The 16,247-nt window shown below is 61.6% G+C and carries 12 protein-coding genes; 5 read left to right on the top strand and 7 right to left on the bottom strand.

Going from position 1 to position 16,247, the window contains the following annotated elements:
• Nucleotides 1-242: 242 nt before the first annotated feature.
• Nucleotides 243-2,111, bottom strand: a complete 1,869-nt coding sequence (locus tag MMG94_RS20670) for a phospholipase D-like domain-containing protein (RefSeq protein WP_016919189.1) — start codon at nt 2,109-2,111, stop codon at nt 243-245.
• Nucleotides 2,108-5,683 (bottom strand): AAA domain-containing protein, encoded by a 3,576-nt coding sequence (locus tag MMG94_RS20665; protein WP_081495617.1) that lies wholly within the window; start codon nt 5,681-5,683, stop codon nt 2,108-2,110. Before MMG94_RS20665 ends, MMG94_RS20670 begins: the two co-directional genes overlap by 4 nt.
• 109 nt (nt 5,684-5,792) lie before the next feature.
• Between MMG94_RS20665 and MMG94_RS20660 the strand changes: the two genes are divergently transcribed.
• From MMG94_RS20660 to trxC, 3 genes are all read left to right on the top strand, one after another.
• Entirely contained in the window at nt 5,793-5,927 is a 135-nt protein-coding gene (locus tag MMG94_RS20660; protein ID WP_016919195.1) for a hypothetical protein, read from the top strand.
• Between the two features lie 60 nt (nt 5,928-5,987).
• Nucleotides 5,988-8,171, top strand: coding sequence for an SF1B family DNA helicase RecD2 (gene recD2 / locus MMG94_RS20655; RefSeq protein WP_016919196.1), 2,184 nt, complete (start codon nt 5,988-5,990; stop codon nt 8,169-8,171).
• A gap of 111 nt (nt 8,172-8,282) precedes the next feature.
• On the top strand, nt 8,283-8,726 hold the full coding sequence (trxC, locus tag MMG94_RS20650) for a thioredoxin TrxC (protein WP_026016137.1): 444 nt from the start codon (nt 8,283-8,285) through the stop codon (nt 8,724-8,726).
• Between the two features lie 41 nt (nt 8,727-8,767).
• Here trxC and MMG94_RS20645 read toward each other — a convergent pair whose 3' ends face one another.
• On the bottom strand, nt 8,768-9,661 hold the full coding sequence (locus MMG94_RS20645; protein WP_154420370.1) for a hypothetical protein: 894 nt from the start codon (nt 9,659-9,661) through the stop codon (nt 8,768-8,770).
• A gap of 327 nt (nt 9,662-9,988) precedes the next feature.
• Nucleotides 9,989-10,588, bottom strand: a complete 600-nt coding sequence (locus MMG94_RS22050) for a cupin domain-containing protein (RefSeq protein ID WP_338037877.1) — start codon at nt 10,586-10,588, stop codon at nt 9,989-9,991.
• 114 nt (nt 10,589-10,702) lie between these two features.
• Here MMG94_RS22050 and MMG94_RS20635 point away from each other — a divergent pair, with 114 nt between their 5' ends.
• Complete coding sequence (locus tag MMG94_RS20635) at nt 10,703-11,410, top strand: phospholipase D-like domain-containing protein (protein ID WP_016919200.1); 708 nt, start codon at nt 10,703-10,705, stop codon at nt 11,408-11,410.
• Nucleotides 11,411-11,413: 3 nt separating this feature from the next.
• On the opposite strand, the gene MMG94_RS20630 is transcribed toward MMG94_RS20635, so the two are convergent.
• Both MMG94_RS20630 and MMG94_RS20625 read right to left on the bottom strand, forming a co-directional pair.
• A complete protein-coding gene (locus MMG94_RS20630; RefSeq protein WP_016919201.1) occupies nt 11,414-12,091 on the bottom strand; it encodes a methyltransferase family protein in 678 nt (225 codons plus the stop codon).
• A gap of 231 nt (nt 12,092-12,322) precedes the next feature.
• On the bottom strand, nt 12,323-14,221 hold the full coding sequence (locus MMG94_RS20625) for an LPD7 domain-containing protein (RefSeq protein WP_275938814.1): 1,899 nt from the start codon (nt 14,219-14,221) through the stop codon (nt 12,323-12,325).
• Between the two features lie 390 nt (nt 14,222-14,611).
• On the opposite strand from MMG94_RS20625, the gene MMG94_RS20620 reads away from it, so the two are divergent.
• Nucleotides 14,612-14,938: a hypothetical protein gene (locus tag MMG94_RS20620; protein ID WP_244415258.1), complete on the top strand. Its 327-nt coding sequence runs from the start codon at nt 14,612-14,614 to the stop codon at nt 14,936-14,938.
• A 353-nt stretch (nt 14,939-15,291) separates the two neighbouring features.
• On the opposite strand, the gene MMG94_RS20615 is transcribed toward MMG94_RS20620, so the two are convergent.
• On the bottom strand, nt 15,292-15,696 hold the full coding sequence (locus MMG94_RS20615; RefSeq protein WP_016919203.1) for a MobC domain-containing protein: 405 nt from the start codon (nt 15,694-15,696) through the stop codon (nt 15,292-15,294).
• Nucleotides 15,697-16,247 lie beyond the last annotated feature (551 nt).

Genomic DNA, 16,247 nt, shown 5'->3' with positions numbered 1-16,247 from the left:
TCCTCGGGGCTGAATACGGCCGGCAGCTTGCGCGGCTCGTGGACGAACATCAAATGCCTTGCCGCGTCGGCGCGATTGAGCGTCACGCCGAAAAAGACCCCGTGACGGTATTTTTCATCCTTGGCGGGCGGACGTAGTCGCGTTCAAGTGCAACTGGAAAAGACGCAAGTCTTCGGGGTGGCCGTGTCCGGCGATCGACCCAGCCGACGTTCGGGGTTTGCACCGAGTAGTTGGGCGGCGAATTAACCAGTAGAAGCGGTCCCCTTGGCGCTACTACCGCGGCTCCTTCTTTTTCGGCGTTTGGATCGAATTCGATCTTGATGAGCCGCGGCTTCTTGAGGATCCAGTGACGGCCATCCCTCAATCAGTCGGCGCCGGATATTGTCCGCGACGCCCGGACTCTTGATGTAGACGCCGATCTCACCTAACGGAGAATCGAAGCGTGTGTCAGCTGACGACCAATTCAGGCTGGTGATTACTAAATGATCATCATCCCAGAGAAGAAACTTACCGTGCAACTCACGATCACGAATTTGGAGGAGTCGGACACCGACCGAGCCGGCTAGAGTTGCAAGGTCCTTTGCGTCTTTCTGTGTGACCGGTCCCGAGGGTTTCGAATAACAAATAAGTCCCTGCACTGAACGCTTCGCGGCAGCCATCATTGGTATAATCGTGCGGGCTTCCGCTGCCAACCCAAGGCGGTCCCCCCCGACCATAATCGATTTCTCGGCCGTTTCACGTGCTAGCCGCATAAGCTCGGCATGATCGTCTCCCCTGATAAGCCGCAATTCTGCGTCGCCTTCTGGAGCGGTATGCGTACGCAGCGTACGGGCAAGTGACGTCAGGTCGGAAGCCGTCTCGGAACTCGTGGCAACATCGAAGATAAGCTCCGCACACTCCTGAGCGACCTGTGCGACGGCATGAGGATGGCGCAAGACAACGGATGCTTCGACGCGATTAAAACCGCTGTACAGCCAATTGCACGAACCAACGACGGCAACGAATTCGTCAGCGGCCCGGCCAGTGGCATCCGCGATCAACAGCTTGGCGTGAGAGCGTGTGGTGTAAAGATGAACTCTTGCTCTTCCGCGCAGATTCTGGTCTGCCGTGATCCGATGATTGATCGCGATGGCCGCCTCCAGATTGGCTGTGCGATCACTTTCGTCACGATCCGCGCCCCAAAAGATATCGATCCTGACGCCACGTTTGGCAGCTCTGGCGAACTCCGCTTGCAGTTCGATGAATGCGCCCTCGCGTAGGAACGTCGAGTGCATAATCAATCTGGAGCGGGCTTGTCGGAGAATCTCGATCAGACGGTCGCGGTGATCCTGTCCGCTGAGCACGATGTCGTCCGGGCGGATTGGGACGGTGCGAACGATGTTTCCAGCGTCGGTAGAAATGATGGCTCTACGCGGCGGCTTGATCGTCAATGCCGCGCCAGGCTTGTTCTCCTTGGCCGCGCGACGGATCGCCGAGACTAGCTGTTCTGCCGGATCGGGTGGTAGACCTTTGATGCTGTCGCCGATCACAGTAAACAGGGCAAACTGATCAACGGTGTCCGAAGCGCTGTAGTCGACGCTGGAAAGCTCTTCGTCGTCAGCCAGCACCTGATCTGCTGCAGCGTAAAGCTTTAGGCTCGACAGCCGCCCCCATCCACCGTCAATGACGACACGGCGGACGTCATGCCCGCGCTCGATCGACTCGATTTCTCCGGACCGATATGGCTTTAGATCGCGCAGACCATAGGCCCGCCAAGCGAAAGGCTCCATTGAAAAGGATATTCTGCGGGCGATCCGCCGCGTAACCGGCGGCAAAGTGGCGAAGGTTTCGACGACTTCGCGGCCGGCCTCGGTAGCACGAAATGAGGCGCCTTTCGGGGCAGCTGCAAGCTCGACCCACCCAAATCGCATCATCCGCAGAATAATTTCGGCGATCAAACGGGCAGGAATGCGAGCAACCTTAGCCAGTTCACCGGCGGTGCTGGGCTCGGCCGCCAATGCCCATAGGATGAGCCGATCGACGCCGCTCCAATGGCGTCCCTTATCGACCCATACCCTGAGGCGCGCTAGCTTGACCGGTACCGCGACGCGCACGGCGTTCTTGCCGCTCATGGCTGTGCGTCCGTCGTCAGCAACGAGTACGGTACCATCTTGAACTTCGGCGTCTTTCCATCGGGGAGCATCTCTTCAGCCAACCGGTCGAACACCTCCGACATTTTCGCAAGAAATGCTGGTACGGTGCGATCTTCTTTGTGGTGCCGCCGGTATCGCCGTCCCTGGACACGCAGAAACTCCATGCTGCCGACGATGATGAGTTTCCATTTCGCCCGGCTGAGCAACACGTTCATTCGGCGCCGGTCACGCAAGATGCCAAGGGCCGCTCGTCCGATGTGATCGTTGTTTCGCACCAGAGAAACGATAACGACATCAGCTTCGCTACCCTGAAACGAGTCGACCGTGCTTGCAAAGCCGGGCGAGTTGGTCCCCGGTTTGAAATCAACGATGTTCCCGAGCCTGCTCTGCAAGCTATCGTCGATCGCCCGGCCCAGACGTTCGACTTGCTCGTTGTAGGGGGAGAGAACGGCCAGCGTTGAAGGTTCGGTCGGCTTCGTCGGGGCCGCCCTCAACATTCCGAGGAGGGACAGCACAGCCTGTAGTTCCGCCGGATTGTGATATATTGGGCGTTGTTCTCCAGCGCTACCTTCCCGCTGCACATAAGGAAGGTCAATGAAAACGATCGGTGACGAGGGCAGGCGCGCGTCGGTAATCGTGAACGGCGGCTGCTCGCTGTAGAATTCTGCCTCGCGATCTGCGGGCGTCTTGAGTGTTCCCTCATAGAAACATTCGGAGATCACAGTGGCGATGACTGGATGCATCCGATGCTGCTGCAGAAGTTCGGTCGCAACCCGACGCCGGCGCTGATCGGACCGTTTTTGCCGGTCAAGTTCGTTGGTCACCAGGCTCTCAAATAGCAACAGCATGCGGCGCGCCGATGCACACGTCTCGCTCAAGACACTATCGTCCTCGATGGCCTCTTTGAGATCGTCCAGTCCAAAGTCGCGGAAGATGTTGCCGATGAGTAGATCGCTTTCTGCGAGGGCCCGCTTGACCCGCGTTTGATCCTGCAGGAATTCCGCGATCCGGTCCGTGTCGAAGGGCGGCAATTGATTGTGGTCCCCGATCAGCAGGCGTCTCATCGAGAGCAATTGAGGAGCGAGAAGTTCTGGTCCAGTCGCTTTCGCGGCTTCCTCCACGATCGTCCAGTCGAACTGCGCGCCATCCTCGATCAGGCGTGCAAGGTCTGCGGAGTTGGTCGTCGAGAACAAAACGTTGGCCGATTGCAGGACGAGTGCTTCAAACGAACGCCGTTGGCGCAATGTCGTCAGGGAGAGTTTCGCTCGGAGATTTCCTGTTACGTCCGCCGCCGAGATCATCTCGCTTAATGATTGCTGGATGGCGCGCGGTGCCCGGCGAAGGAGTGGGCTATCCTGGAGTTCTTTCAGATAGGATTTAGCACGATCAGGGGTTTGTGCGCCTGAAAGGTCAGCGCCGTTGTCCGCTTTGGATCGAACCAGAATGACATCATCGGCCAATCCAGTATTTTTGAGCATTTTTTGAACGGAGGCCGCGAGGTGATCCAGGGCTTGATGCGCTTGCGCGCTCAGGAGAAGCCGGATCGTCGGAACTCCCGCCAGGACTCGGCGCACAAGCTCTGTGACCAGTCTGGTCTTGCCCACGCCGGGCGGCCCAACAACAAGTTGGGCTGGACCGGTGGACCAGATTGAACGCAGTGCTTCCTGTTTTGACTCGTCAAGCTTGCCGAAATGATCGTCCTCAACAAGCGGCTCATCTTGGTAAGTGCGCAATCGTCGCCGCGGATCACCCAGCATGTGCGCGAGTTCAGACTGGGTCGAGAGCGTCATCAGCATGCGAAGCCGGCGCCGAAGAACCTGTTCCGCGCCCGTTTCATCCACTTTGCGCAAATGGAGTTGCGCGTTCGGTGGGACAACGCCATCCAGAATCTCGAACTCGTAAAGGCGTCGGTTTTTCTTCTGAACTGGACGAATAAAACGCACGTTCGCCGCCGCGCGAACCGTCATGCCAAGTGCTGCCGCTTCGGTGAGTTGCCACTCGGCATCGACATCAGCTTCTTCGCGGTCGAAAAGCCTTCGCATTAGCTTGTGCGGGTCGTCCACACTGAGCGCCTGCGACAGACGAATGCGATTCTCCGAATCGCTAGCCGCGATTTCGGCGATTCGTTTATTTCCTTGACGCCGTTGATTGACCAGCTCAACTGGCGCGATCTCGGCTGCCTTGAACAGCGCCTCGGCGATCTGCGCAAGAAGCAAGCCGCGCCGTACGGGGAGAGTCGGATCGCCATCCGGAGTCATGTCGAACGTTGCGCTCCAATCCAGCGCATCGGTACGCAACTCATTCAAGCGACGCGGCGCGGCCGCAAATCGGACAATTTCGATCCGATGAGCTGGAAGATCAATTGTTTCTCGTCGCCCCAAATATATTTCATTCCTAAAGCGGGCGCTGTTGCACGAGGCTACATTCCAGGTCTCGTCAACCCCCGCGAAACGAAGCGGCTGGAGGTCGTAGACCAAGCTTTCTGTCATCAACAGGATATCGCCCCTCGCCGTACGAGTGAGAGTTGCACCCGTCTCCAAATCTGCGTGAACAAAATCGATCTGGCTCTCGGCATCGTCGGTATCGAATGCGTCGCCTGAGGCCGCGTTCAAGGTGACAGAAAGACGGCTCATTTGTCCAAGCCGAAGTGCCAGGACATAGCGGCCGTTGTCTGCGAATGCCTCTACATCCAGCTCATTGAGAATGGCGTCGATTCGGCTTGTGACTGTCGCCGCATCAAGGATGCGATTGCGCTCCGGTTCAAACAGAAGCCGCACCAGATCGATTTCGGAAGCCCGCAGATCAATTTTTGCGCGCCTTTCAATGAACTGGATCTCCTCTTCGTCGAGCTTGTCAGCATCGAGGCCTATGAGATCGGTCACAACCCGACCAAGCGCGCGCCAATCATCCAGGAAGGAGAAAATGACCGAGCCGACCGGACGGCTTTTCGCGATGACGCGCAGGGGCGCTTTGGCAATCTCGGCGACCCGCAGACAAAATTCGAAACCGCCAAGGCGGAAGTCGGGCATGGTCGTCGCCCCGGTTGAATACACAGCTCGCGCATCTATTCGCCCATGGACCAGACCTTGGGCATGGACCGCGCCAAGAGCCTCCGCCAGACGACGTATATTCGCCCAAAGGAGCGCACGTTGACGCGGCCCCTGCAGCACACGGAGCCAATGATCGGGACGAACAAACCGCGAAGCGTGTTCTAGCGGAGCGATATCGCTCGGCATGGTGATGTAAAACGCGTCGTCACTTTCTCCGGAAGCCAGAACCTCCACGACGACCTCATCGGCATGAGGAAAGGCGCGCACCCGTTCGCTCTGGCGCATCTCGTGCCGCCAAAGTTCTCGAAAGTCCTCATCGACGGCGGTTCCGGCTTTCTTCCAGTATTTGAGAACCACCGGGTCGCCAGACCGCCGGTCGGTTGCGCGAATCACGGCAGATTTCAGGGCGGCAGTGTCCGGTGATGACAGGAATGTCTCGTCGAGCTCAAATCGCTGCTCAAGAGTATCTGGCTGACTTTTGGCACTCTTGAGACGCACCATCTCCACCCATCCATGACATTATTCGAATCGGTCGCTAACGAGCCCCTACATTCTATGTTTCTTGTTTTGTTCGCAGCAAGCAAAAGGTACATTTGCATAAGCTTATGGATTGGCCGACATAGTCGATCATGCTCAGGTCGGGAGGACGCGCATCGTCTGCAGTCCCAAGAGCTATGGCCCGATGCGGCCGGGGAAGCGGCTGGAGAGCGCGGAGTTCGGCGTCGGGAAGGTCGTCGAGGTCTGATTAGGAGGAATGGCGGCCTGCTATAATAGCGGCGCCACAGCTCCTCCTCGGAAACTCCGTTTGCAGCCTTCAGCCAACTCGACCCCGCCCAAGGAAACCCTCGTCGGGTCCGTCGAGCGGGTGACCTTCCACAACGAAGACAACGGCTTCGCGGTCCTGAAGGTGAAGGCACGGGGCAAGCGAGATCTGGTCCCGGTCGTCGGGCATGTCGCCTCGATCTCGGCCGGCGAGTTCATCCACGCCGTCGGCGTCTGGACCACCGACCGCGCGCACGGGCTACAGTTCAAGGCGGACTTCCTCAAGACGACGCCGCCGACGACTGCGGAGGGCATCGAGAAGTATCTCGGGTCCGGCATGGTGCGGGGCATCGGACCGGTGCTCGCCAAGCGGATCGTCGCCGCCTTCGGCGAGAAGACCTTCGAGATTATCGAGGCTGAGCCCGAAAGGATGCGGGAGGTCTCGGGCATCGGCGAATTCCGCGCCGGTAAAATTGTCGCCGGCTGGGCCGAGCAGAAGGCGGTGCGCGACATCATGGTCTTCCTGCACGCCAATGGCGTCGGCACGTCGCGGGCCGTTCGTATCTTCAAGACCTATGGCCACGACGCCATCCAGGTCATGACGGAAAATCCTTACAGGCTGGCGCGGGACATCCGCGGGATCGGGTTCAAGACCGCCGACGCCATCGCCATGAAGCTGGGCATGGCGCGGGATGCGCCGCAGCGGGTCCGGGCGGGGATTTCCTACGCCCTTCAGGAGGCGATGGACGAAGGCCACTGCGGCCTGCCGGTGGAGGAGCTGGTCAAGCTCACCGTCACACTGCTCGATGTCGACGAGCGCATCGTCCAGAGTGCGCTGAAAGCGGAACTCGCCGATGGCGAGGTCGTCGCCGATGCGATCGAGGGGAAACCCTGCGTGTTCCTGCGCGGCCTGCACCTCGCCGAGCGCGGCGCCGCCGACCGGCTGTTGGCCTTGGCCCGAGGGGCGTCGCCGTGGCCGACGATCGACGCCGCGAAGGCCATCCCCTGGGTCGAGGCGCGAACCGGAAAGACGTTGGCGGCCTCGCAGCGCGCCGCCGTCGAGACGGTCCTGGCCTCGAAGGTCGCCGTCGTGACAGGCGGCCCCGGCGTCGGCAAGACGACGCTGCTCGACGCCATCCTCCGCATCCTTGCCGCCAAGGGAACGAAGCTCCTCCTGGCGGCCCCCACCGGTCGCGCCGCCAAGCGTATGGCCGACCAGACCGGCCTCGAAGCCAAGACCATCCATCGCCTGCTGGAGACCGACCCGAAGAACGGCGGGTTCCGCCGCGACGCCGACAATCCCCTCGACTGCGATCTCCTTGTCCTCGATGAGACAAGCATGGTCGACGCGACGCTGATGTTTTCGGTGCTCAAGGCGATCCCGCCGCGGGCCGGGCTGCTGCTCGTCGGCGACGTGGACCAACTCCCCTCGGTCGGGCCGGGGCAGGTACTCGCCGACGTCATCGCCTCCGGCGCGCTGCCGGTCGCGCGGTTGACCGAGGTCTTCCGGCAGGCGGCGGAGAGTCGGATCGTCGTCAACGCTCACCGCATCAACCGCGGAGAGATGCCGGAATGGCCCAAGCGCGAGGAGACGTCCGATTTCTATTTCGTCGAGGCCGGCGATCCGGAAAAGGGCGCGGCCAAGGTCGTCGAGATCGTCCGGGACCGCATTCCCCGGCGCTTTGGCCTCGATTCCATCGCCGACGTGCAGGTCCTCTGCCCGATGCAGCGTGGCGCCCTCGGCGCCCGGTCGCTCAACGCCGATCTCCAGAAGGCCCTCAACCCGAACATGGCCGAGAGGGTCGAGCGCTTCGGGTCGACCTTCGCGCCTGGCGATAAGGTGATGCAGACGGAGAACGACTACGACCGCGAGGTGTTCAACGGCGATCTCGGGCGCATCCTCCGCATCGATCAGGCCGACGGCATCCTGTGGGTCGATTTCGACGGGCGCGAGGTTGAATATCCGTTCGGCGAACTCGACACGCTGGTTCCCGCCTATGCGACGACGATCCACAAGTCGCAGGGCTCCGAATATCCCGCCGTCGTCATCACCCTCGCGACCCAGCACTACACGATGCTGGCGCGCAACCTCGTCTACACGGCGGTCACGCGCGGCAAGCGCCTTGTCGTTATCGTCGGGCAGCGGCGCGCCCTCGCCATCGCCGTGCGGACACACGGGCGGAAGCGGAGGTGGACGAAGCTGAAGGAGTGGCTCACGGCGACATGAAGACGCAGGGCGAAGGCGAATGGCTGCCTGCGCGGCTTCTGGTCTGCGTCCTTGCGGGCGCCTAGATGATCAAAGCCAATGGGAAGACAAGAGCCGGAGCGGAGTTAAATCTTGGATAAGAGCGTCATCATCGTTTGCCCCCAGTGCGGCAGCCTGAACAAGGCGCCGGATTCCAAGCTTCAGTCCGGCAATCTACCCAACTGTGGTCGGTGTCACGCCCCGCTATTCGACGGCCACCCGGCCGACCTTGCGAGCGCAGAGGACTTCGATCGAATGATCGGCAAGACAGAGCTTCCGGTTCTGGTCGACTTCTGGGCTGGATGGTGCGGGCCGTGCCGCGCGATGGCTCCGGAATTCGAGGCCGCCGCGCGCGACCTTGAGCCGATGGCGCGCCTCGCCAAGCTCGACACCGAGCGCGTCCCCGAGATCGCCGCCCGCTTTGGTATCCAAAGCATTCCGACGATGATCCTCTTTTCGCGCGGACGCGAGATTAATAGACGAAGCGGGGCCCTTGGCCGCAGCGCGATCATCGCCTTCGCACAAAGCGCAAGCTGATTGAGGCGGTTGCCGGTCCTGCGCGGGGAAATGAAAAGCGCTCAAGCGCTCCCCGCGCCGGAGCATGTCGTGAATTCCACGTCGAATTTCAGGAAGCGGTCGAACAGCGGCGTTTTCCGGTAGAGATGCGTTTCGACCCATTCATGCGTCTGGGACTTCTCCGCGCTGCGTTCAAGTAGACCGAACCAGAACAGCGGCTGCAGGACGCGGGCCTCGAAGGCCAGCGAGCCGCGGTCCCAAATCCCCGGCTCGACGACTTCCGCCGTCGGAACGGCGCAAAGCCGAGAAAGCCGTTCGGGCGTCTGCCAATCCCATGCGGCGACAGCAAGCGACCACAGAACGATGCCAATGTCGCCTTGCGGCCAAGAGCCGAGCAGCCCGCGCCCGAAGTAGGACAAATCAAGGCGCCAGAGCGCCGTATGGAAAAGGATGGCTTGCAGAGGGCCGAATCGCTGCTGGGATAAGAGTTCGCGCGCCGCTGGCGTCGTCGTGAGCACGCCTTTGCGACGACGGAGCAAGCCGGCGTGCGCCGCCGTCACTCGAATGAAATGCAGAGGCATGAAATCGGGCTCGTTGACGACCTTGTACAGACCGAGGGTGCTCGCCTTTTCATATCCCGGCCACTCGAAACGGTCCCGCATGTCGTCGACGACCACCCTGGCGAGATTGCCCGTGGCGGTCAATTTCAGCCCGTCGCCTTTCGATGCAGCATCGAGAAGGACAATCGCGTTCCGCAGGACGGGGGACATTCCGGCGTCCGCCTCTGTCAGGTCCGGCGAGATCCGCAGGGCGCCGGGCCGGTTCGACGGCTCCTTGCGCAGGGCCTCGAGACTTCTCGGATCCAGCGACAGCCACGCCGGCTCCACAGCCCCGAACCATTCCGCCGCGCCGGGAAGGTCCAGTAACGACTTGAATAGCTTGTTCGTTGGGACCACGCACGCCTCCATTCTCGCAATGGAGCGGGTAGCTCCCCGCGACGGATCCTGATTGAAGGCTTTCCTACGGGCAAGCGGACGGCTTCGACGTGGGGGAGATGGGGATGGAACCCCGGCGGGCCAGGTTGAAATCGGCGCTTTCCCGGTCTGGGGTTGGTTAATGGTCGGTATCGATGCCGGTTCGAGGCGCTGTCCGAGTTCGGGGATTGGCGGGACGTATCAAGGACGAAACGGGATCGAATCGCGGCCTCCAAGTCGGCTGAGATAAAAGGTGTCAAATTCGTTTCTTGAGAACGCCGGCCACGGCGTTGAACCATCCGCCCAGCATCATCCAGCTTTAGCGCCCACATGCACCGCCAGCCACACCGTCGGCTCGTTGGCGTCCGTCCATTCGACACGATGCCGAGCATGGGCCGGGATTTCCACATAGTCGCCCGGACGCAGGATCCGCTGCGCGGCCTCGCCCTCAAACAACAAGCCCGCCGAGCCGCTCAGCAGCACGACCCATTCCGCCTGCTCTTGGTCGTACCAGAACCCAGGCTGGCTGGCTTGCCCGGTGGAGACGATCCGCTCGATCCTCGCGCCCGGAAACTCGGCCAAGATCGTGATCTCTTCATCGACCAAGCGTTCGGGTAGGTTCGCAAACAGGTTCCTGGTGGCGAGCATCCGCTTCCTCCCTGCGGCGGCATTCCCCTCAGGCGTCCCGTGCCCCGTCAAATGGAAGTAGTCCCTGCTTCCGGTGAGCATCAGGGCCAGCCCGTCGATGGCGGCCAACACCGTGGACGACGAAAAATACAGCGGACCTGAGATCTCCATGCGCGCCTGTTCGCGGGTGATGGTCTCCCGGCAGTCGCCCATCGCCGCCAAGAGGCGCTCGCGGTCCACAAAGCGATCCGATCGGCGGTTCGATCTGCGGGGCATGGACATAGCCTCTCTCGTTCTGTATTCGTTCTTACATGAGGAGGGCGACCTCCGGAAGGGCTGGGGATGGGATTGCCGACAGGGAAACGAGTTTGCGACTGTCTCGCGCTGGCGTTTGCCTTGCACGGATTCCTTGCCGTCTGCGCGGCGCCGGCCCGAGCCGCGGACGTCGAAATCCATTACGCGCCTGCCGAGAACCTCGAGCGCGTGGACGTCGACCTGCTGCGTTCGGCCCATACGAAGATCGACATGGCGGCCTATTCGCTGACCGATTGGCCGGTCATCGACGCCCTGATTGACGCCCACCGGCGCGGGGTGGTCGTTCGCATCGTGCTCGACCCCAGCCAACAGCATGCCCTCGACCGCCTGCGCGAGATCACGGGCAGCATCCGCATAAAGGGGCCAGGGCCCTACATGCATCTGAAGTCCTATGCGACCGACGCCCGGATCCTGCGCTCGGGCTCCGCCAACCTATCGGCCTCGGGCCTCAAGCAGCAGGACAACGACCTCATCATATTGCGGGAGTCGGACGCCGCCCCCGCCTTCGAGGCCCGCTTCGAACAGATGTGGGCAAGCGCCAATCCGCTGCCGGCTCCCGGCAATCAATTCGCAAATCCAGCTCCCTCCTCCGCGCCGAAGAGGGATAACTCAGTCGCTGCGAATTGCCTGATCAAAGGCAACGTCAGCCGCAATGGCGAGCGCATCTATCACGTGCCGGGGGATCGCACATATGATCGCGTGCGTATGGATAAGGGGCCGGACAAACGCTGGTTCTGCACCGAGGAACAAGCGGTCGCCGCCGGGTGGCGGAAAGCCTCGACTTGGTAGTCCCTACCAAACGAAGGGCACCAAGCGGTATCTGACCTTTTCCGCGTAGGCGGCGTATTCGGGGAACCTCTCCGCGAGCACGCGCTCCTCGAAGACCGAACGGACGGCGAGCAGGATCACCAGCAGGGGCACGAAGACGAATCCGTAGGACGAACCGAGCAGCAACGGCGTTCCGAGCAGAAATAGGATCGCGCCGCCGTACATCGGATGGCGCACGACCCCGTAAGGACCGGTCATCACGATCCTCTGTCCGCGCTCCTCCTGTATCCTGACAACCGGCGCGGCGAAGGAGTTCTCCGCCAAGACGCGCCAGATGATCGCGTAGGACGCCAAGATGCAGACGGCGCCCACAGCCTCGGCCCACGCCGGCATGACGGTCGCTCGCCAACGGACGGCATCGAGACCTATGACAACGAAGGACGCCAAGTAGAGCGCGAAGAATAGCGACAGGATCGCCTTGTCCCATGCGGGCTGACCGGTTTGGAAGGGCGATGACAGCCGCGCCCTCAAGAGATCCGGATCGTGACGGGCGAACCACAGCCCCGCGGCCGCGCCGACCCCTCCGATGATGCCCAAGAAGCTCCAAGCCTCCGGCCAGGCGATCGTGCCAGCCGGCACGAAAAGGAGGGCGGTCATGCCGGCGAGCCAGACGGATGTCTGAAGGAAAAGTCGGATCAGCATGGCTGCCACCGCGGCGTGAGCAAAGGTGGAACAACGCCGGGGCGCGCTTGCGCGCGCCGACCGGCCTCGCGATCCTGCCCTCGTATGCTTATTGATTCCATCGCTGTTGACGGAAAGGTATCTGACACGAACCACCGCCAACAGCTGACCTCGGGAGAATGGGATTCAATCGTTAAGCGCTCCATGGCGACCGCATTTCGTGGAATCGAACAGCCGAAAGACGAGACCTTTTTACATCGACTCGCCTTCCGCTTCGTCGCGATTCTGACGGCGCTCGTCTTGGCGGAAGCGCTCGGCGTTCTCCATGTCGATGCGTTTTTGATCGTCGCGATTGCCTTGATCGAGCACGCGGCGCTGTTCAAAGCGAAGGGCTTGGATGGACTCGCTTTGCATGGGGTCCGCGGGGATTTCGCGAGCGGGACTGTTGTCCACGGCCCGCTCTGCTTCACGCGCCGCACGCGCTTCCTCCGGAGCGCGGTACGGCGCTCCTTCGGTTCCGGCTGCAGCGTTGGTTTCGTGAGCTTCCCTGGCGCGTGCCGCCTGGTGGGTTTCTCGTTGCGCCTCGACGTCGACGCGCTCGCGGATGCTGTTGAGCTCGATCGCGCGCTCGGCTGGCGTCGTGTTGAGGACTGGAGGGTCGGCGGGCCTTTGATGTCCCGCCTCCGGAAGCGGGACAGATTTCACAGGCGCGTCTGTCTCTTTGGCTTCGGCTCGTTCTTTTCCTTCTGTGACGCTCGCGCGCTGCGTTTCAATCTTGGCGCGGAGTTCACGAATGCGGTCCTGCAATTCCGGGTTTGTGATCTTGTAGCCATTCTCCGCCCCAAGTCTGGCTACGGTTTCCTTATATTCGTCGCTTCCACTGACGCTCAGCGTCTCCCATTTTTGAGAGGCGAGCTTTAAAGCCGCATTGACGCTCTCCCCGTTGCTCCAGTCGCGAACATCCAGCTGTTTGCCGCTGTCTATGAAAGCAAGAGTCTGGAACGCGCCAGTCTCTCGATCATGGCGGTTGTAGTGAATCTCTGTTCCCTTCTTCTTATTGGTGAACAGAGCGCCGACGTTCCGTGGCTCGGGCTCCACGAAACGGTCGCCCTCGATCTGTCCTGGGTTTCGTTCCAGCCGCTCTTGCTCTCTGGTTGCCCCTTCGGCGCGACCAAGGATGTCGCGTGACCGCCGCATCAGATCATCCTTGACCGCGCCCACGGGCAGGTAGCCGCCCAGCCGCGCCATGGCGTCGGCCATGTTGCGTCGGGCGGCCTCCATCGTTTCGGCTGTTCGCATGGCTTTATCCTCCTTGGAAACAATAGACTGCTCTTGAGCTCGCGGCGTCAGTGCGGCGTCGACGCGACGTTGGAAAGGCAAAACGGCGGCTTCGTCGATCCAGTCGACGGACTTGCGAAGCGCGTTGAGGGCAGGGGGCACGACGAAGACGTTCGCCGGTAGCTCGCGCGACGGGCGCAACTCCGCAATCCGCTCAGCGGGAACATCCAAATAGACAAGCCGCGTGGGCCCACTTTTCGCGGCATAGACCTCTGCAAGCGCGCGATCGATGGAAAAGAGGGGCGCGCGGTGTGAACCGTCTTTCACCGCCTCGACGCGATAGAGCCGCATCGCGCCGGCCGCATGCGGCGGAATAACAGCCGCCCGGCGCGCGGCCAATGATTTCCATTCGGAGGCCGCCTCGGCGGCGCGGCGACGGCCCTCGTCGCGCGTCGGGCGGTGAATTTCGCCGTTGTGCACCCGCTCGACGCGTCGCCGGACGCTCTCGGGCGCGATGCCGCGCTCGATCATTTTCGCGTCCTTGAGCTTATAGGAAGGCGCGTGAGCTTGGTCGAAGCGACGAACGGCCTCCATGGGGATCTGACGTTCGCGCGCTTCCTCGGCGAGCGTCTGACGCCATCGGTTGAAGTCCTGAATTCCGGGATGCAGCTTTTCGCCCCTGGCGCTCGTTAGCCTGACGGCGGCATGGACATGAATGTGCCGTCTGTTGGTGTGCATGACGAATACATACTCATGTCCCTTGAACTCGCGCGCGAGCGTCGCGCGCGCGGCGTCCATGAAGGCGTCTTCGTCGGTCCCTGGTTTCGCGCTCAAGATCACATGCGCGAAATCCCGAGGGCTGCTCGATCTCATGGCGGGGCGCCAAGTCTTGGCAATCTCCAGCGCCGGGTTGAAATTTTTTGGCTTCGGGCGATTCGCGTTGCTCGGCTGTTTTGCGAAGTGGCGATTGGCGGCCTCCTCCAGACTTATGCCGGCGTCGGTCTCCGCAGGAAGCGCGCCCGCCTTGGTGAGCGCCGCAAGTTGGGTCGTCGCGCCCTCGACGCCATGCGCCCAAACGGGCGCCGAGAGATCGACGTCGCGGCCAAAGGCGACCTCGGTCTTATCGTGGAAGCAACGAAGAGATTTCGCGTTGGCGTAAACCCGCTCCTTCTTCCCATGTACGTCATTACGGGCGCCGGCGGCGACAGCGACGAGATGCACGAGCGTCGAGTCGCCGCGCTCCTCCAGCCTCCAGGCGTAACGATGGCCGTCGAGGGCGGCCGCGAGGCCGACTCGCGCTTCCTCGGGACCGAGCCTCCCCTCGAATGTGAGCGTGACGCGGAAAATATCGTTCGAAGGCTCGCGCGCGTCGTCATCGCGCCAGTGCGCGGCGAGGTCGTCGACGGCGGCCTTGCCGGTCACGAGAGTCCCATCCTCGCGTTCCAGGGTGAGTTGGCCCTTATCGCTCTGATAGTTAAGAAGCGCCGCGGCGCGCGCGCTCCCCGAGCCGTAGCTCGCGAGCTTTACGACGGCGGCTTGAAAGCCGGCGGCGAGACCGGCCTTAGCGGCAATCGACGCCGCGGCGCCTGATGCTCCAGAGGAGGCGGCCCCCGCGGATAAAAGCGTCGCATCCGGACGAGGCCCTGGAGCCGTGCGAACTGCAGGTTCCCCGCCGCGCCCGCTTCCCGGCCGCCGCAGGGCCCATTCGTCTTCGAGTTTCTCGCCGGCGCCACCCGACAGAGCGCCCGGCCCGGTATAGGGCAGGCTGTTTGCAGGGGGTCGAGCCAATTGCGACGTGCGGGCAGGGGAGGCATCCGCTGCTCCCGGAGGCGCCCCAGAATCCACCGCCTCGAGCAGCGCCCGTCGTTCGCGGAAATCCCTTGCCGTTCTGATCCCGCGCAAGCGCCCGGACAGAGGACGCAGGTCATAAGCGGCAAGAGCAATCATTTCGAGCGCCCGTCGACAGCCGCCTCGGCGCGTCGATAGGATTTGACGCACAGCGACCGATACAGGCGATCGAGCTCGCCGATCGCGCGGCTGACGGCTTCCAGGTGGCCCCTCATGTCTTCGCTCTGGATCACATGTCCCGCGTTCATGTGATGGACGGCCTGATTGAGGTTGTTACCGACCGCGCGCATTTGCCGGGTGAGCGCAATGACCTCGGCGCGGGCCTCCCCTGTGAACGTCGGCCCCAAAAGCGCAGCGGACCTCGCCAGGCGCCGCAACGCTTCGCTCGGGGTCACATTCAAGGACTCGCAAAACTCCCCAAAGAGCGCGTGCTCTTCCGGGCTCATCCGGACGCTGCGCGTCACTGCCTTACGGCGGGAAACCGTCTCCTGGCCCGTCATCTCTCAGTTCTGCCGTGAGTGTTCGGTTTGGGCTTGGCCAAACTGCCGGACCCAAGATAGCCCGCCCGGCGAGGGCACATAAGAAAATGTGCTACATTTTCGGTATCCTGCCAAGACTAAAACAACATACGTCACTCAATTTCACTCACGTTTCATTCATTATCTCGCATTTTTATTGTATATCGTATTGATGCACTGTTTTCATAAGTTTGCACTATTCTCACCCGTTTCTTCCCACATTCCACCTACATTGCATCGCGCATACGCATAATCTCTACGAATTGCACCCTATTTCTCCAAAATTGCGTCCCTTCGCATATGTATCCATGCCAATCTCCATCCGAAACCGCCAATCTCACTCCAATCCCGCACGTTGTAAGCGTTTGCACGGCGTTCTCTGTCGCATCTCGCCGATTTTCAGGGCTTCTCATTCATTCTCACGGCTTCGTTTTCAAACGGATGAGATTGCGCCTGGTCACCAGCATCGCTGCCGGCCACGCCGCGTTGCAGCCATCGCCATTTTATTATATTTTGCGCGCATGGGATTCGAG

Source organism: Methylocystis parvus OBBP (genome assembly GCF_027571405.1).
Taxonomy (GTDB): Bacteria; Pseudomonadota; Alphaproteobacteria; order Rhizobiales; family Beijerinckiaceae; genus Methylocystis; species Methylocystis parva.
This window is presented reverse-complemented; position numbering and strand designations above follow the sequence as displayed.